The 18,007-nt window shown below is 59.0% G+C and carries 15 protein-coding genes; 6 read left to right on the forward strand and 9 right to left on the reverse strand.

The annotated features are described in order from the left end of the window. The first annotated feature begins 36 nt into the window (after window positions 1–36). A complete protein-coding gene (locus tag IPJ12_14720) occupies window positions 37–672 on the forward strand; it encodes a PEP-CTERM sorting domain-containing protein (protein ID MBK7648360.1) in 636 nt (211 codons plus the stop codon). Further along, entirely contained in the window at window positions 590–2,557 is a 1,968-nt protein-coding gene (locus IPJ12_14725) for a tetratricopeptide repeat protein (GenBank protein ID MBK7648361.1), read from the forward strand. The genes IPJ12_14720 and IPJ12_14725 overlap by 83 nt, the downstream gene beginning before the upstream one ends. Here the strand turns inward: IPJ12_14725 and IPJ12_14730 are convergent. From IPJ12_14730 to glyQ, 8 genes are all read right to left on the reverse strand, one after another. Continuing rightward, window positions 2,554–4,338, reverse strand: coding sequence for a TolC family protein (locus IPJ12_14730; GenBank protein ID MBK7648362.1), 1,785 nt, complete (start codon window positions 4,336–4,338; stop codon window positions 2,554–2,556). The two genes, IPJ12_14725 and IPJ12_14730, sit on opposite strands and share 4 nt — an antisense overlap. After that, entirely contained in the window at window positions 4,335–5,654 is a 1,320-nt protein-coding gene (locus IPJ12_14735) for an HlyD family type I secretion periplasmic adaptor subunit (protein MBK7648363.1), read from the reverse strand. The genes IPJ12_14730 and IPJ12_14735 overlap by 4 nt, the downstream gene beginning before the upstream one ends. After that, window positions 5,651–7,798, reverse strand: a complete 2,148-nt coding sequence (locus IPJ12_14740) for a type I secretion system permease/ATPase (GenBank protein ID MBK7648364.1) — start codon at window positions 7,796–7,798, stop codon at window positions 5,651–5,653. The genes IPJ12_14735 and IPJ12_14740 overlap by 4 nt, the downstream gene beginning before the upstream one ends. A 194-nt stretch (window positions 7,799–7,992) precedes the next feature. Continuing rightward, window positions 7,993–8,712, reverse strand: coding sequence for a M48 family metallopeptidase (locus tag IPJ12_14745; GenBank protein MBK7648365.1), 720 nt, complete (start codon window positions 8,710–8,712; stop codon window positions 7,993–7,995). After that, window positions 8,690–9,442, reverse strand: a complete 753-nt coding sequence (locus IPJ12_14750; protein MBK7648366.1) for a 1-acyl-sn-glycerol-3-phosphate acyltransferase — start codon at window positions 9,440–9,442, stop codon at window positions 8,690–8,692. Before IPJ12_14750 ends, IPJ12_14745 begins: the two co-directional genes overlap by 23 nt. Further along, window positions 9,439–9,990 carry a D-glycero-beta-D-manno-heptose 1,7-bisphosphate 7-phosphatase gene (gene gmhB, locus IPJ12_14755; protein MBK7648367.1) on the reverse strand — a complete coding sequence of 184 codons (552 nt, stop codon included), beginning with the start codon at window positions 9,988–9,990 and terminating at the stop codon, window positions 9,439–9,441. Before gmhB ends, IPJ12_14750 begins: the two co-directional genes overlap by 4 nt. A 16-nt stretch (window positions 9,991–10,006) precedes the next feature. After that, entirely contained in the window at window positions 10,007–12,115 is a 2,109-nt protein-coding gene (locus tag IPJ12_14760) for a glycine--tRNA ligase subunit beta (protein MBK7648368.1), read from the reverse strand. A 1-nt stretch (window position 12,116) separates the two neighbouring features. Continuing rightward, complete coding sequence (gene glyQ / locus IPJ12_14765) at window positions 12,117–13,049, reverse strand: glycine--tRNA ligase subunit alpha (protein ID MBK7648369.1); 933 nt, start codon at window positions 13,047–13,049, stop codon at window positions 12,117–12,119. Between the two features lie 119 nt (window positions 13,050–13,168). Here glyQ and msrA point away from each other — a divergent pair, with 119 nt between their 5' ends. Continuing rightward, window positions 13,169–13,720: a peptide-methionine (S)-S-oxide reductase MsrA gene (msrA, locus tag IPJ12_14770; GenBank protein MBK7648370.1), complete on the forward strand. Its 552-nt coding sequence runs from the start codon at window positions 13,169–13,171 to the stop codon at window positions 13,718–13,720. A gap of 366 nt (window positions 13,721–14,086) precedes the next feature. Then, window positions 14,087–14,776: a transglycosylase SLT domain-containing protein gene (locus IPJ12_14775; GenBank protein MBK7648371.1), complete on the forward strand. Its 690-nt coding sequence runs from the start codon at window positions 14,087–14,089 to the stop codon at window positions 14,774–14,776. Window positions 14,777–14,785: 9 nt separating this feature from the next. On the opposite strand, the gene IPJ12_14780 is transcribed toward IPJ12_14775, so the two are convergent. Beyond that, window positions 14,786–15,622, reverse strand: a complete 837-nt coding sequence (locus tag IPJ12_14780; GenBank protein MBK7648372.1) for an alpha/beta hydrolase — start codon at window positions 15,620–15,622, stop codon at window positions 14,786–14,788. A 67-nt stretch (window positions 15,623–15,689) separates the two neighbouring features. Between IPJ12_14780 and IPJ12_14785 the strand changes: the two genes are divergently transcribed. After that, window positions 15,690–16,634, forward strand: a complete 945-nt coding sequence (locus tag IPJ12_14785) for an MBL fold metallo-hydrolase (protein ID MBK7648373.1) — start codon at window positions 15,690–15,692, stop codon at window positions 16,632–16,634. 242 nt (window positions 16,635–16,876) lie between these two features. Continuing rightward, a complete protein-coding gene (locus tag IPJ12_14790; GenBank protein ID MBK7648374.1) occupies window positions 16,877–18,007 on the forward strand; it encodes a glycosyl hydrolase in 1,131 nt (376 codons plus the stop codon).

Genomic DNA, 18,007 nt, shown 5'->3' on the forward strand with positions numbered 1-18,007 from the left:
GCAATTGTCTTGAGATTTTTTAGGTAGGAGATTCATATGAAAAAACACAGCTTTTTCAGGTCGACCGTAGCAGCCGTCATGGTTGCTGGCCTTTTTGCAGGTTCGGCGGCACAAGCCGATACACTGGATGTCATGCCAGATCCCAATCAATTGGTATTTTCAGTGTCTACTCTGGCCGGAACACTAACTGACTCAGCTGGTTACATCAATGTAACCAGCGGTAACTCAAGCTTCCTTGCGTTTTGCTTTGAGATTGGTCAGCAACTTGCCTTCATACCTGCGAATTACACCGCGACAAATACCTTCAGTTCGTCCACGCAGCGGCTCTTTGATCAAAGCTATTCCGAGAGCTTCTCATCAACTGAAGCCGCCGGCTTTCAGATTGCCTTGTGGGAAACTGAAGACGACAGCAACCTGACCACAGGAAATCTGAAAGGTTGGAGCGTTGATCAGGCTGCCTTAGATTTTGCCAGCAGCCTGCTGGTGAAATTGAATGATCCATTAGCTCCGATCACGCCCCACGTCCTGACCGCATGGACGGTAGATACGTATCAGGATATCGTTCAGGCTACTCCCGGTAGAGGCAACAATGTTCCTGAGCCCGCTACCTCAGCCTTGGCAGCGCTTGGCTTGGCTGGCTTGGCCTTGGCTCGGCGTCGCAAGGCCAAATAACAGGGCGATTTGCTTCGTCTCCATTATTTGGTTTCGATCGATTGATCGATTGGAAATTGGGGCTGAGGCCCCAATTTTTATTGGTGGATTCTTTTTGCTCGTCCGGTCGATAATTCAATCTGGATGGTTGGCTCCCATAACATCTCGAATTTTTCTGATGATTTGCCATGAAAATGGTCGCGCTATTTTTGTGAGGTACGGAATGTCTCCCCGCCGCTGTTACTGCTATTTGCTTATTGTTTTCGGTTTTGCCGGCTGGAATGCTACTGCTCAGGCGCTCGTGCTCGAGGCTTCCGGCGTGCCCAAAAGTGAACTGATGGCCACCGATGAAGTTCAGATCAAGATTAATGAGGGCTACGCTGCATTGCGTGCTCAGCAGGCAGGGATGGCAGAAAAGGCGTTTCTTGAAGCAAATCGATTAAACCCCACCGCCGTCGAGGCGTTACTCGGTCTTGCCATGGTGGCACAGCTCGAGGGTAAAGCCGAAAAGGCACGCGAATGGATGGCGAGAGCGGTTTCTACAGCCCCCAAACGTCCGGAGATACATCAGGCAGAGGCACGCCTCTATGCCGACCAGGGTAATCTGGATATTGCGGCTACCCGATATCGCAAGGCTATTTCAACTTTTCCTGATAACTCGCAGCTTCGCCTTGATTTGGCCAATCTCTATCTTGAAAAGATTAGAAAGCCGGGCGAGGCAATCAATGTATTGCGCGATCTCATTAGTCGTAACCCGAACTTCGCAGCGGGCCATCTGGCTTTGGGGCTTGCTTTTTCTGCTGATGGCAAGCTGGACGAATCCATACGGGCCTTGAGCGATGCTGCAAAGCTGGACTCATCGAATCCTTTTATCTTCCACGCGCTGGGTTTGCTTGCCTTGAGGCAGGGTGCGCCCGACCGGGCACTGGAGGCCTTTGACAAGGCGCTGGCGCTGCGAGCGGACTTCGCCGGTGCGGCTATCGGGCGTGGCGATGCGCTGGCGGCACTTGGTAAAACAGACAAAGCCATAGAGGCTTACCTAGGGGCTGCACGGCTTTCTCCCCAGAGCGCCTTGCCACATGCCATGCGAGCGCAGCTTCTTGAGCGCCAGAAACGTTCAGACGAAGCAGAGTCTGCTTACCGGGAGGCCTTGAAGGCCGAGCCGGAATATGCCCTGGTAATGAATAATCTTGCCTACTTGCTTGTCCAGCGAAAATTCAAGCTTGACGAGGCTCTCTCCCTCGCGCAGCGGGCAGTTGCAGCGAATCCAGCGGTTGCTGGCTATCACGATACCTTGGGCATGGCGCAGTTGGCACGAGGCGATGGTGCTTCTGCTCATAAGTCGTTTGAGAAAGCGCTGGCTCTAAATCCGGGTAATGCGAAATACCGTGAACATCTCTCCCTAGCTTCCACAGGTACGGCGTCGAAACCAGCTGTTTCAGCAGCCGCACTTAAGGAGCCAACGCCGGCACCCGCCCCACCCGTGAAGGTGGTTGCAGCTCTGACAGTGGCCGAAATGAAACCGGCTGCGGCAGTTGCGCCGGCACCGGCCAAGGAGGTTGCAGACGACCCAGCCAAGGTCATCGGACCTCGACTGGAGGGGTGGCGCCAAGCTTGGGAGGCCAAGGATGTCGATCGTTATCTATCGTTTTACAGCAAGGATTTCGTGCCGCCAGCCAGAAAATCCACTGCAGCGTGGGCAGCAGATCGTCGCGTAAAGCTTGAAAAGAAGGGCGAGATCAAGGTTCGAGTTCTCAACCCATTTTTCATGCTTTCCGGGAACGTGGCCACGGTAGTGTTCGAGCAGCAGTATCAGTCGAGCAATTTTAGCGATGCTGGCGGCAAGCGACTGGAGTGGGTCAAGGAAGGCAACGAGTGGCGGATTCGCAGCGAAGGTCCGCGCTAGTGGCTTGACGCAGCTTTTACGGAGGGCAGTGGGTGCGCGGTTTCGCCAGCAATGAGCCACTGTCCGTTGTATCGGATCCAGTCAATTTGCTTTATCACGGTGTCACTGAAGTTTCCCGAAGTGTAGTGCTGAGTAAATTGGCTGGTGGCCCGGTCTTCGCCGTTCACCTCGGATTTCAGCGATTCAATGCGAATCGATGGCGAGACGGCCTGATTGATACGCCGGCGGCGTTCGTTTTCCCACGCGGCGGTCGAGCCGAGTCCGGCAGCGGTGAAGTCGGGCGTGTAGTGAGCTCGATACTGCTCGAAGTTCTTCTGGGACCATGCTTCCAGCCATTGGCCGAGCCGTGATTCCAGTTTGGTAATCGGATCAGAAACGGACGATGCCGTGTCGGCGCCGGCATATGCAGTCTCGTCGGAGATGGCGATAGCGCTGGCCGGGACGGCCGGCTTGCTGCCCAGCAGTTCTGGCGCAATGGGGGCAGGATGGTAGCGCGTGCGCAGGGCGTCGCGCAGTTCGCCGGTCATGCTGAGCAGGCGTGCTCTCAGCACGGTTGTCCGGGCGCGGGCTTCGATCAGATTCCGCTGCGCTTCGAATAGATCATCGTGGGCGATGGATACGTCGTTTAGCGAGCGACGGCCGGCTTCGAAATGGAGTTCATAGGCGGCGGCGACGCGCTGCGCTGAGAGTACTCGCTGCTCAAGTGAATTATCGATTTTGGCCAATTCTTCCAGTTGACCGTAGAGGTCGGCAATTTCCCGGGCGAGGTCGTTGCTCAGTTGATCGGCGTCGGCTTGTGCGGCCTCGTGGCGCTCGATGGCTTCGTTGTGCCTGGCAATGGTCCTCCCGCCTAGTGGAATGTCGAGATTGATGCGGACCAGCCCGCCGTGATCGCTGTCGGTGACCGGTACCGGGTCGGTGTTGTTGTTCAGGCGCTTGCTTAGCTCAAGGTCTATGCTGGGCAAAAGACCGCCGCGAGCGGCACCAATATCTGCTTGCCGTGCAGAAACACGCTGCAAGGCGGCGCGCAGACGGGGATTGCGTTCGCGCAGATTTTCGATCAGCAACTCAGGCCTGCTCTCGTGCGCAGCAGCTGTAATGGCCGGCAGTACCAATTGTTCGGGAGGCGTGCCGGTAAGCAGGCGATAACGGTACTCGGCGGTGGTCAATTGGGTTCGCAATTGACCGAGTAATGTGCGGCTCTGGATCAGTCGGACGCTCATCAAATCGAGTTCGGCCGGTGGAATACGACCCGCATTGACGCGTTCGGTCACCTGTTTCTCGAGGCGTTCCTGGCGCGTAATCGTTTCATTCAGACTGCTGATCGTTTGGCGAAGTCGAACGACATCAGCGTAATTTTCGGTGATTTCGGCTGCGACGCGTTCAAGCGCATCATCCAGATCGGTTTCGGCTGCATCCCGGGCAAACTGGCTCGATCTTAGGCGATAGAAGTCAGTCCCGCCATTGAACAGGTTCCAGCGCAAACTGGCATCGCTGCGCCGCACGGTTCTGTCAAAGGGGATGCCCTGGGTTTCATCGCGCGATTTGCCGCTGCGATAGCCCAGGCTGGCGGTCGGCAGATAATCGGAGCGAACTTGTGAAACCTGTGAGTCAGCGGCATTCAGCAAGGCTTGGGCGGACCTGACGCTGGGCTGTTGCAACAAGACGCGTTCGACTACGGCCGGCAGCGTTTCGGTATCGGCCATTGCCGACGTGCCAAATGCCGACAGCAGGCCGCACAGCAGCGTGATTTTGAATAGCGCGTTAAGCTGCGGGTTCATCGTTCGCGCAGCGATTTGTCGAGGGTTTTGATCACAGGTTTTAGCATGTAATCCATCATCGTTCGCTTGCCGGTCTTGATGCTGGCATCGGCGCCCATACCCGGTGAAATGGTCAGTCGTTCTTCCGGCAAGCCAAGAAAGTTGCGCTCTGCCTCCAGAAAGACCTCGAAATAACTCTCCTTGCGTTCGTTATCCACAATGGCGTCGGCGCCGACCCGAACCACCTTGCCCGACAGGGTGCCGAAAATGGACGAATCGTAGGCGCTGATACGAATTTTTGCGGGCTGTCCGATTTTGATGAAGGCAATATCCGTCGGTTTGACGCGCGCGGCGATCAGCAGTTTGTCTTCGGCTGGGACGATTTCCATGATCGTTTCGCCTGCTTTGACCACGCCACCCACGGTATTTAACAGCACTCGATTGACCGTTCCATCCATCGGTGCGTGCAGGTCGCGGCGCGCTACCTTGTCATTTCGGCTGGTCAATTGCTGGTTAACCGTAGCGGCGCGCAATTCGAGATCGTTTTTTTCCTTGCTGGTCTCTGTTGCGAAGCGGGATTTCGTTTCAATCAAACGCGCCTGCGCTTCCTGGACCGCCGACTGAATTCGGCCAATGGCAATGCGCGTCGTCTCCTGTTCGCCCTTTTGTGCGGTATAGCGTTGCTGTGCAGCAAGCAGATCGGCACGAGCGCCGGCGCCGGCTGCAGCCAGTTTTTCCTCGATGGCTAGTGCGTCCCGGGCTGGGCCGATGGCATCGTTCAAGGCTTGGTTTTTTGCCTTGGCTTCGGCCAGTTCCTGCTGGCGCTGGGCGAGTTGTTTGCTCAATGTGTCCAGCGTGTTTTCACGCTCCTGGCGGCGAGCCTGCCACAGCGTACGCTGCTCGCGTACCAGCTCCGGGGCGCTTGCTTCCAGATCGGCGGGGAACACGGGCGGACGGCTTTGGGCTTCAGCCTGCAATCGAACCAGCGCAGCTTGGGTGCCCCAGTAGGTTTGCTGGCTTTCGCCCAGTTCCGAGTTGAATTGGAGGTTCTGCACCGTGGCCAGCAAATCCCCCTTTTTGACATGCGACCCCTCGCGAGCGGCGATGGACTGGAGAATGCCGCCCTCCATGCTTTGAATTTGCTGTACACGGCTCGATGGAACGATCGCGCCAATCGCATTGACCGAAATGTCGAGCTTGGCAAAGCTCATCCATGCCAGCAGCAGAACGAAAAACAGCGCTGTCGTACCCACCAGATATTGCACCGCCTTGTGCGGTCCGCGGTCGTAATCGTGGTGCGAGGATAGCTGTTCAAGCTGTGTAGGCGTTGATTTCATGCCGATGCCTCCGAGTGGGTGGCTGGCGTCTTGTTTCCACCCTGCAGGGTACGCAGCACTTCATTGCGGGGGCCGTCGAGCACAACCCGGCCCTGCTCGACGACAATCAGCCGATCGACCAGCGGCAGCATGGCCATGCGGTGGGTGACGAGCAGGATGGTCCTGTCCTTGATTGAGCGCAGGTTTTCAATCAGCTTTTGTTCTGTACCGGGGTCCATCATGCTGGTTGGCTCGTCCAGCAACAGCATTTGCGGCTGCTGGACCAGGGCGCGGGCAATGGCGACGGCCTGGCGCTGGCCACCGGACAGTCGGCTGCCGCCTTCGCCAACCTGGGTGCCAAGACCCTGCGCCAACTGCGTCAATGTGTCGTCGAGGCAGGCCAGGCGGACGGCTTCGAGAAGCTGCTGATCACTGACCTGGGTGCCGCTGAGCAGGATGTTTTCGCGGATATCGCCGTGGAACAGGGTTATATCCTGCGGCACATAGCCAATCTGCCGGCGCAAGCTCTGAGGTTCGATCTGGTTGGCGGCGACGCCATCAATCAGTACGTTGCCTTGATCCGGACCATAAAGGTTCAAAATAAGTCGGAACAGCGTACTCTTGCCGGAACCGATGCGGCCAATGAAGCCTACCTTCTCGCCGGCTTGAATGCTCAGGTTGAGGCCTTTGAGCAATGGTGACGAATTCGGGTAAGAAAAATGCACGTCACGAAAATCGATACGGCCCTGAAGCTGTGGCAGATGCAGGCTGTCGGCCGGCTCGTCGATGGGCGACTCCATAATCTTGTCGAGTGCATCGAGTGCCTGCTTGGTCTGTTCGTAGCGGACAATCAGTGCGGCGATCTGAGTCGCCGGGGCAATGGCGCGTCCGGCCAGCATGGTGACTGCGATCAACTGGCCCATCGTGATCGTGCTGTCGACAATCAGCATGGCGCCAAACATAACAAGAAGAATAGAGGAGAGGCTGGTCATCAACAGCGAAAACTGGGTGCCGAAGGCCGACCACTCACGCAGATGCACCGAGTTTTCGGAAATTTTAACGGTCAGCATTTCCCATTGACGACGAGCCCAGACTTCGGCGCCTATCGACTTGATGGTGTCAATGCCGTTCATGACCTCGAACAAATGGGCGGTACGTTGGGCGGATTCCTTCATGTTGCTGCCGAGAATCCGCGAGAGCGGACGCCGGATCAGCATCGATACACCGATGGTTATCGGGATCAGGATCAGCGGCACAAGGACCAGCCAATGACCGATCAGCGCAATGACAACCAGGAAGAACAGCATGAAGGGCACGTCGCCGAGCAGTGTCAGTGTCGACGAAGTGACGAAGTCGCGCACTGACTCGAAGTCGCGGACGATATTGGCCAGTACGCCGCCGGAGGCCGGCCGTGAGGCGGCGCGCAGGCGCAGGGTGTGCGCGAAAATGTGCGATGAAATCGCGATGTCGGCTTTGCGTGCAGCAGATTCGAGCAAATAGCTGCGCAGCATCTTGATGACGATGTCGAACAGGGCAACGACGACGACGGCCGACGTCAGCACCCAGAGGCTGTCGAGCGCGTTGTTGGGAACGACGCGGTCATAGACAGACATGGTGTAGAAGGGGATGACCGCCGCGAAAACATTGACCAGCACGGTGGCCAGCAAGGCCCAGCCATAGATTGCCTTGTTCTTGAGCAGGGTGTCCCAGAACCAGCGGCGCGGTCGTTGCAGATGGTAAAGCAGGCTGCGGGTGTCGAAGAACACCATCGGGCGGGCAAAGTAGGCTGTTCCGTCAAAGTCGCGCCGAATCTCGCCGAGCGACATTTTTTTGCTGCCCTTGATGCCGGCCAGTACACATTCCCATTGCTCGCCGTTGCGGCTCAGAATAACGAGCGATTGGCCGCCGGGTGAGGTGAGCAGGACGGGGAGTTCGGAATCCTTGAATTCGCGCAGGCCGCTTTCCGAACGGGTCAGGGCGAGGCCGGCGCGGGCGGCACATTCGTGGATTTGCGGTTCACTGATCCGGTCATCGACGATGGGCGTATCGGCCAGTAATTGAACCCGATCCGCCCGTTTGCCGAAGAAGTGGGCCAGGAAAATCAGTTGGTCGATAAGTCCGGTTGCCGGAATTGTCTCTATGTCGGCAGAAGAAGATTCAAACATGGGCAAATGGCATATCCGGAGTGGGTGAGCGTGGTCTTGTTCTCGCCGTGTGGCAAGCAAGAAAAGATGCTGGCACAACTATCGACGGACAATGGATAAGTAATTCACGACCGGTGAAAAAAAGCCGGGTGAAAATTTTCGAATTGCATAATTTTACGGGATTCCGGCTGCTTCCGTTAGCCCGGCGAGCGCTGTCAGAAGTGTGGAAGGCTGCGGGCGAGTCGCCGAAGTTCAAGGCGGCGATGGCGCCAGTCCGGGCAGAGTTGTTCAACGACGGCCCAGAAGCGTGGGCTGTGGTTCATTTCCCGGATATGGGACAGTTCGTGGGCAACGACATAATCAATGATCGCCAGCGGCATCAGGATCAGCCGCCAGTTCAGGGAAATGTCGCCTCGATGATTGCAACTGCCCCAGCGCGTGCGGGCAGAGGACAGGCGGAGCACCGGCATGGCAACGCCGAGTAGCGGCGCATGGATGGCCAGACGTTCCGCAAAGATGTCGCGAGCCTTGTCGCGCAAGGCGCGTTCCAGCAACTGACTGGCATGGTGTTTCGCATCCGGGCGCAGGTAAATCGTGCCGGGGCCGAATTGCCAGTGCGCCCGGCCGAGGTCGGTAATGGCCACAGTCAGCGCTTCGCCCAGAACAAAAATGACTGTGCCATCGGTGATGTCGAGCTTGTCTGGGCTTGGGCGGTCGCGCCAGGCGGCCAGCTTGTCGAGCACCCATTGGCCATGCTGATGAATCAGATTTTCGATATCGCCGATGCGGGCACGGGTCGGTGCGCCCACCCGCAGGCCGCGGTGATCGATGGCCAGGCCGATGGTGCGTCGCTGGCTGCGCTTGAGCTGGTAGGCTACAGCCTGGCCAGCAATGACGATGCTGCGAGCGGACTCAGGTAGCGTTGTGCTGGGCATCCGAATAGCGGTGCGGCGACATGCGATGCATCTCGTCTTCGATCCATGCTTCGGCGCGCTGATTGACTTCCGCCTCGGTCATGCCGGTCGCATCGAAAGCCGGGCCGATGCTGATCGTGATGGTGCCCGGGGTCTTCAGGAAAGCCTGACGTGGCCACAACTCGCCGGCATTGTGGGCAATTGGCACGACCTTGCAGCCAACATGCGTGGCGAGATAGGCGCCGCCCGGCTTGAAACGTTTCTTTTGGCCTGGCGCAACGCGCGTGCCTTCCGGAAAGAGAATGACGTAGAAGCCTTGCTTGAGACGCTCGCGGCCCTGGATGACGACCTGATCCAGCGCATCCTTGCCGGCCGCGCGGTCAATGGAAATCATTTTCATCGCGGCCAGCCCCCAGCCAACGAGCGGCACCTTGAGCAGTTCCTTTTTCAGCACGAAAACACAGTAGGCGCCGCTCGGCACGGTGTCCTGCAATGTCATGGTCTCCCACGCCGACTGGTGTTTGGCGAGAATGACGCAGGGCTCTTTCGGCATGTTTTCAAGACCGATCACCTTGGGGCGGATGCCGAGAATGTTCTCGACACCGAACTGGATACCAAGGCGCCACAGTTTGCCGAAGCGGTAGCCCCACAGGCCACGCAGGGCCAGCGCAGCAATGACCACGAGCGGTGCGGTCAAAATCGACCAGACGATGGCATAGGCCATGAACAGCGTGGAGCGAACGGCCTTCATGGTGTCGTTTCCTGGAGGATGGCATCGACCGCCGCAGACAGATCCTTAAACTCCTGCGTGCCTTCCGGCAGATCGCCGTCAGCCTTGGTTTTTTCGCCCTTGCCGGTCATCACCAGCATCGGCTGACAGCCATAGGCGGCACATGCCTGCAGATCGCGCAGCGAATCGCCGATGGCCGGCACCCCATTGAGGTCGACGTTCAATGTCTCGGAGATCCGCTTGAACATGCCCGGCTTGGGCTTGCGGCATTCACACTTGGAGTCGGCGGGGTGTGGGCAATAAAAGATGGCGTCGATCCGCCCGCCCAGTGCGACCACGGCCTTGTGCATCTTGGTGTGGATATGGTTCAGCATTTCCATGTCGAACAGCCCGCGTCCGACGCCTGACTGATTGGTCGCCACAACCACCTTGTAGCCGCACTGGGTGAGGCGGGCGATGGCTTCCAGGCTGCCGGGGATCGGCTTCCATTCGGCCGGGTTCTTGATGAACTGGGCCGAGTCGAAGTTGATGACACCATCGCGGTCGAGGATGACGAGCTTGTTGGGCATGGCGGCCTTTCCGGTTTTAAGCGGACAACTTGGAAATGTCTGCGACCTTGTTCATCGCCGCATGCAGTTTGGCGAGCAGGCCGAGACGGTTGGCGCGCAGGGCGGGATCGTCGGCATTGACCATGACGCCATCGAAAAATGCATCGACCGGCGCGCGCAAAGCGGCCAGGGCCTGCAACGATTCGGTGTAATCACCGGTGTCGAAGGCCGCGTCAGCTTGCGGTACGACATCAACCAGCGCGGCGTGCAATGCAACTTCGGCTGCTTCCTTGAGCAGGGCGGTATCAACCCAGGCATCGACGCTGTCTTCAACCTTCTTCAGGATGTTGCTGACGCGCTTGTTGGCGGCGGCCAGTGCAGCGGATTCCGGCAGCGCTGCAAAGGCGCGGACAGCGGCGAGGCGCTTCGGAATGTCACCCAGTCGCTGCGGCCGTTGCGAGACGACGGCATCGACTTCCTGTGCCGTGTAGCCTTGCTCGCGCAGGCTGCCGGCCAAGCGGTCGTAAATGAAATCGGCCAGCGCTGCTTCCGCGCCATTGAAGCCTTCAATGGCAGCAAAGGCGCTGCTTGCTACGGTCAACAGGGAATTTAGCGGTAAATCCAAATTTCCTTCGGCCAGCATGCGGATGGTGCCTAGCGCATGGCGACGCAGCGCGAAGGGGTCGCGGTCGCCGGTCGGAATCTGGCCGATGCCGAACATGCCGACCAGCGTTTCCAGCTTGTCGGCCAGCGCGACGACGGTGCCGACTTGCCCGCGCGGCAGGCTATCACCGGCAAAGCGTGGCTTGTAGTGGTCTTCAATGGCGTCGGCCACTTCAGCGGCGAGGCCGTCATGCAGCGCGTAGTAGCGGCCCATGATGCCTTGCAGCTCGGGGAACTCGCCAACCATGTCGGTGACGAGGTCGGCCTTGGCCAAAACCGCCGCCTTTTCGGCCTGCATGGCCAAGCCTTCGCCACCGAGTTGCTGGCCAATGGCACGGGCAATCGCAGCCACACGCTGTACGCGCTCGCCTTGCGTGCCCAGCTTGTTGTGATAAACGACCTTGCCGAGGCCGGCGACGCGGCTTTCCAGTGATTTCTTGCGGTCCTGGTCGAAGAAGAACTTGGCGTCGGCTAGACGCGGCCGGACCACGCGCTCGTTGCCACCGATCACGGCCGAGGCATCTTCCGGGCTGATGTTGCTGACGACGAGGAACTTGTTGGTCAGCTTGCCGGCCGCATCGAGCAGCGGGAAGTATTTCTGGTTCGCCTTCATGGTCAGAATCAGGCATTCCTGCGGCACGGCGAGGAATTCTTCTTCAAACTGGCCGATCAGCACGTTCGGGCGTTCGACCAGCGCGGTCACTTCATCAAGCAGGGCGTCGTCGTCGATCGGCTTGCCGCCGGCCTTGGCGGCTGCGGCTTCGAGCTGGCGGGCGATTTCGGCGCGGCGCTCGGCAAACGAGGCAATCACGGCGCCGTCAGTCGCCAGCTTGGCGGCGTATTCGTCGGCATGGGCGAAGACGACTGGATCAACCGCCGCTTCAAAGCGGTGGCCATGCGTTTCGCGGCCAGAGGTCAGGCCGAGGATGGCGAGCGGCACAACGTCGCTGCCGTGCAGGGCGACGAGGCCATGCGCTGGGCGGACGAAATTGACGCTGCTCCAGCCGTCCTGCAACTGATAGGTCATGACCTTGGGAATCGGCAGTGCGGCGAGCGCAGCTTCCAGGGCTTTTTGCAAGCCTTCGGCTAACGTGGCGCCCTTGGCCATGCTGTCGTAGAACAGGATGTCGGCTTTGCCGTCGTTTTCGCGGCGCAGGTTTGGCACACAGGAGGCATCAGCGCCGAGGGCGGCGAGCTTCTTGAGCAGGGCCGGGGTGGCGTTACCGGCGGTATCGAGGCCAACAGCAACCGGCATCAGCTTCTGGACGACCGCCTTGTCGGCGGCGACAGCAGCAACGTCGGTGACGTGCGCGGCCAGGCGGCGCGGCGAGGCAAAAGCGGTGACCGCTGCGGTCAACCCGGATAAACCGGCGTTTTTCAAATGTTGGGCCAGCGTCTGGGCAAAGACTTCACCCAGCTTTTTCAGCGCCTTGGGCGGCAGTTCCTCGACGAACAGTTCAACGAGCAAATTCTTGGACGACATATCAGGCAGCTTTCTTTTCAATCTGGGCGAGGACTTCGGCTGCCCATGCCTGAGGGGCCATCGGGAAGCCGAGGCGGGCGCGGCTGTCGAGGTAGGCTTGCGCTACGGCGCGGGCGAGATTGCGGATGCGGCCGATATAAGCAGCGCGCTCGGTGACTGAAATGGCACCGCGGGCGTCGAGCAGGTTGAAGGTGTGTGCGGCTTTCAGCACCTGTTCGTAAGCCGGCAGGGCCAATTGGGCGCCCATCAGGTGCTGGGCCTGCTTCTCGTGCGCGCCGAATGCATGGAACAGGAATTCCACATCGGAATGCTCGAAGTTGTAGGTCGATTGCTCGACTTCGTTCTGGTGATAGACGTCGCCATAGGTCAGGCCTTCCGTCCACGTGAGGTCATAGACGTTCTCGACGCCTTGCAGGTACATGGCGAGGCGTTCGATGCCGTAGGTGATTTCGCCGGTGATCGGCTTGCAGTCGATGCCGCCGACCTGCTGGAAGTAGGTGAATTGCGTCACTTCCATGCCGTTCATCCAGACTTCCCAGCCCAGGCCCCAGGCACCCAGCGTCGGGTTTTCCCAGTCGTCTTCGACGAAACGGACGTCGTTTTTCTTCAGGTCGAAACCGAGGGCTTCGAGCGAGCCGAGGTAAAGTTCCAGGATGTTGTCCGGGGCCGGCTTGAGGACGACCTGGAACTGGTAGTAATGCTGCATCCGGTTCGGGTTTTCGCCGTAGCGTCCATCCTTCGGGCGGCGCGACGGCTGCACGTAGGCGGCTTTCCACGGTTCCGGGCCGATGGCGCGCAGGAAGGTGGCGGTGTGGCTGGTGCCGGCACCGACTTCCATGTCGTAAGGCTGGAGCAGGGCGCAGCCCTTGCCGCTCCAGTATTGCTGCAGGCGCAGGATGATTTCCTGAAAGCTTGGTTTTTTGGCGGTGCTCATCGGATGCAATCGGTGATGTTCGGAGACTCATGATTTTACTTGCTTTTGCTACTGATGGCGCGGAACGAAGGCTGCGGCATACTGTCTTCAGGGTATCTGGATAATTAACGGGAACAAGCATGCACGAAACGACCATCACACAAAAAGTCACCCTGGCGGGTGGTTGCTTTTGGTGTACTGAAGCCGCATTCGAACAATTGGCCGGCGTCATTTCGGTGCTGCCAGGCTACATGGGCGGACAGGGTCCGCAGCCGACTTACGAGTCGGTGTGCAGCGGTGCCAGCGGACACGCCGAAGTGGTACAAGTCGAGTTTGACCCGGCTGTCATCGATTTTGAGACATTGCTCGCGGCTTTCTTCACCATTCATGACCCCACGACGCTCAACCGGCAGGGCCACGACACCGGCACGCAATACCGCTCGGCCATCTTTTTTCACAATGCTGACCAGCAGGCCGTGGCGCAGGCGGTGATTGCCCGCCTCAACGGCGAGGGCATCTGGGGCGCCCCCATCGTGACTGAAATCACCCCCGCTTCCACCTTCTTTGTTGCCGAGGACTATCACCACCAGTATTTTCGCCGGAATCCGGAGCAGGGTTATTGCGTTGCCGTGGTCGCACCCAAAGCGAAGAAATTGCGACAGGTTTTTGGCAACCATCTGAAGATGCCATAGAAATATCGGTGCCTGGGGCTGCGGTGAACGGTCCCACGGTCAACCGGAAAAAACACCCGAAAATGAAATTTCGAAAACCGGCGAAATAGCCCGGTTTTTAGCGGCTTTGCGCCCTGTCGCGGATGAGGGGGTGTTGCGGCGATGCAACACTCTAGTCCTTGTCTGTTTGGGTCTCGATTGACAAAGGCCATATAAATCAATAGACTGTGGTTATTGCTGCGGTGCAGCATCGGTTTCCTGAGCAATCTTGCAGTCTGGCTTTGGAGTTTGATGAGCTGAAAGTCTGGCCATCACCGATGTCGTACCCCCTGTAACCGTTCGCTGTCGAAGATGCTTTTTGACAGTGGCAACAGTGAAGGAGGTCGCATGTTTACCTCAACAGTTTTTCCCTCATCGATGTTGCGGCTTTCCGCTGCTGCGTCTTCAATGTTTCAGAAGTTCCTGATGTTTGCCGGCGTGTTTTTTGTGCTGGCTTTGGTCGGTGTGCAGAGTGGCAATCCCACCATGCTCGACGGTTTGAAGTTGCTGATGCCGGAGAGCGAAGACGTGGTGCTCGACGCGGAAGCAGATGTCGACGAGATCGATCCGACCTCCGAGGCGCTCAGTGCCCGCATGCGTACCGCGATGAATTACGTTTCGCGCCGCTATCACGTTGCTCCCGACGCGCTCCAGCCAATTTTCGCCACGGCGCAGACGGCCGGACGCCAGTTGCACCTTGATCCGCTGTTGATCATTGCCGTTATCGGTATCGAATCGCGCTTCAATCCGTTCTCGGAAAGCGTCGTTGGCGCCAAGGGCTTGATGCAGGTCATGCCGCGCTACCACCAGGACAAGTTGCCGGAAGACGCCGATCAATCGGCCTTCCTTAACCCGGTGATCAACGTTCAGGTTGGTGCCAAGGTCCTGCAGGAATCGATTCGTCGCAATGGCGGGCTGGAAAACGGCCTGCAACAGTTCGGCGGGGCGATCACCGATCCGGCACGCCGCTACGCCAACAAGGTTCTGGCCGAGAAGCAACGTCTGGAGCAAGCCGTCCAGCACGTGCGGACGACCTGATCCAAACCTTCAGTCCGGGGCGTTGATGAACGCTATCAACTCCCGGACAAATCGCTCGCGCTGCCACTGGTGCGGCGAATGGTCAGTACCCTCGTAAATGCGCAGCACGGCATTCGGGATGTTGTCAGCCACATACTGCGCGGTCGACGAATGATAAAAATTGCTCTCGCCGCCATAGACCAGCAGGGTTGGTAGCGGAATATTGGCCAGCACATCGCGATAGTCGGCAGCCGTCAGGCTCAGCCAGCAATTGATCAGCGGTTCCGGATTCTGTGACTGCAGCGCAGCGCGCGAGCGTTGCCAGCCCGAAGCATTCTGCAGGTATTTCTCTTCGGCTCGCTTGTTGAGGCCATGTGCCGTCAGCTTGAGCACGCCTTCGGCAAAGTCGTCACGCAGCCAAGAGACCAATTCGCTGTTGCGATCGGCCCCAAAATCCCCGTAAATACCATGTTCCCAGTCGTCGGCCGTCAACAGCTTGGGCGACTGGTCGATCAGGCACAGCTTGCCCAGACCGTGCGTGCCGTGGTCGCGCAGGTATTGCCACAGCGTCAGCGCGCCCATTGAGTGGCCGGTGGCGGTGGCATGGGCTATTTGGTAATGGTCGATCAGGTTCCGCAGGTCGCGTGCCATGCGCTCAACGGTCGCCGAGCCGGGGTGGGCCAGCGTGTGGCCACCGTGGCCACGGGCGTCCCAGCGATAAACGCGGTGTTTCGCATTCAGTTCGGCCATGAAGGGGAACCATTCATCGCTGCTGGACGTCCAGCCATGGAGCAGGATCAGCGGCGATCCTTCGCCCGAAATCTTGACGTGGATCTTCTCGCCATCGTCGGCCAGGAAATGCGTCATGGCTATGCCCTTTGAAATCGCAAAGTCGCCAGTATAATCGCCTGCATCAATACGGAGGAGTATGGAAATGTTCGACTGGAGAGAATACGGCAACGGCATCATCGCGTTCGACGCCGGCTACGTGCGCCCCATCCTGGCTGCGATCCACATGATTGTCGATGACGGTCGCGTGGCTTTCATCGACACTGGCAGCAACGATTCGCTGCCCAATGTCGTCGCTGCGCTCGACAAGCTTGGTCTGGGCCGCGATGCCGTCGATTACGTCATTCTCACCCACATCCACCTCGACCACGCCGGTGGCGCCGGCGCGTTAATGCGCGAATTCCCCAATGCCAAGCTGGTCGTGCATCCGCGCGGCTCCCGCCACATGGCCGAGCCATCCAAGCTGGTTGCCGGCGTCACCGCCGTTTATGGCAAGGAATACGTCGATACGGTCTATGGCGACATTCTGCCCATCGCCGCCGAGCGCATTATCGACGCCCACGAAGGCCTGACCCTGCAACTCGGCAGTCGCGAACTGCTGATGATCGACACCCCGGGACACGCCAAGCACCACATCTGCATCATCGACCGCAAGGGCGACGCCATCTTTACCGGTGACATGTTTGGCCTCTCCTACCGTGAATTCGATGTCGATGGCCGTCAGTTCATCATGCCGACCACCAGCCCGACGCAATTTGACCCGGTCGAAATGCGCGCCTCCATCGACCGCCTGCTGGGCTACGGCCTGCATGCCATGTACCTGACCCACTACGCGCAAGTGCACGACGTGCCGGCGCGCGGTGCCGACCTGCATCGCCGCCTCGACGCTCATGTCGCCATCGCTGAAGCCCATGCCAACGATGGCGAAACCCGCCACGAAGCGGCCAAGCAGGCACTCACCGCCTACCTGCTGGCCGAACTCCGCACTCACGGCTGCACGCTGCCGGAAACGACCATCCTCGACATCCTTGCCACCGATCTTGAACTCAATGTGCAGGGGATGACCTGGTGGCTGGATCACCGGGACTGATGGCCGTTTGCCGGGCCTTGATCGAGGCTCGGCGCCGGCTGGATTCCCGATTCCGCGGTCAACCGGAAAAAATGGCCAAAATCGACATTTCCGCATCGACGTGATGGCGTCCTCGCGCTCCCCTGCCATCGAAAAGAGCACGGTAAAAATTGGCTTTCAAGGCGGGAACCAACGCCACGCAAACAGTCGAAGTTCGGTAGCAAGGTTTTTCTTTAACTGGAGCCGACCAAAGGAGAAAAGCAATGACGACGACTGCACTGCTGGTATCGACGCGCAAAGGTGCCTGGATATTTCGTGCTGACGCGATGCGGGCAAGCTGGGCGGTCGATGGCCCGCATTTTCTCGGCCATATCATCAGCCATCTGGTGCTCGATCCGCGTGATAAAACGACCTTGCTGGCCGCGGCAAAAACCGGCCACCTGGGGCCGACCATATTCCGCTCCATCGATTGGGGGCGAACCTGGCAGGAAGCGGCGCAGCCACCTGCTTTTGCCAAGGCACCCGAGAGCGAAACAGGCCGCACGGTGGATCACACCTTCTGGCTGACCCCTGCGCACAGCATTGAACCCAAGGTCTGGTACGCCGGCACTTCGCCGCAAGGGCTGTTCCGTTCGGCGGATGGCGGCGCGACCTGGGCCGCGTTCTCAAGTATCAATGACGATCCGCAATATCGCGAGTGGATGGGGAGCGAGAAGGACGGCACCCCCGATGGCCCCAAGCTGCATTCCATCATCGTCGATCCGCGTGATCCGCGGCATCTGTACTTCGGCATGTCAGGCGGCGGCGTGCACGAATCCGTGGACGGCGGCGAGAGGTGGCGGGTGCTCATCGCGGGCATGAACGTGGTGGAGGGTTACGGTTTCGATGCCGCAAACCCGATGTTTCACGATCCACATTGTCTGCGCATGTGTCCGAGCAATCCCGATCGTATCTACCAGCAAAACCATTGCGGCATTTATCGCCTGGACCGTCCTTCGGAGACCTGGGTTCGCATCGGCAGAAACATGCCCGCAGACGTCGGCGACATTGGTTTTACGATGACGGTGCACCCGCGTGACGACAAGACGGCCTGGGTCTTTCCGATGGATGGCACGCAGGTATGGCCGCGCACCAGTCCTGACGGCAAACCGGCGGTCTACATGACGCAAGACGGCGGCGAAACCTGGCAACGTCAGGATGCCGGCATGCCCAGACAGCAGGCGTGGTGGACCGTCAAGCGACAGGCGATGGGCTGCGACAGCCATGATCCGGTGGGTCTCTACTTTGGCACGACCAGCGGCGAGCTGTGGATGAGCCGTGACGAGGGCCAAAATTGGGCGTGCATCGCCCAACATCTGCCGGAAATCTACGCGGTGGAAGCGGTCGTTATCTAA

It is taken from the genome of Betaproteobacteria bacterium (assembly GCA_016709965.1).
GTDB classification, from domain to species: domain Bacteria; phylum Pseudomonadota; class Gammaproteobacteria; order Burkholderiales; family Rhodocyclaceae; genus Azonexus; species Azonexus amarohabitans.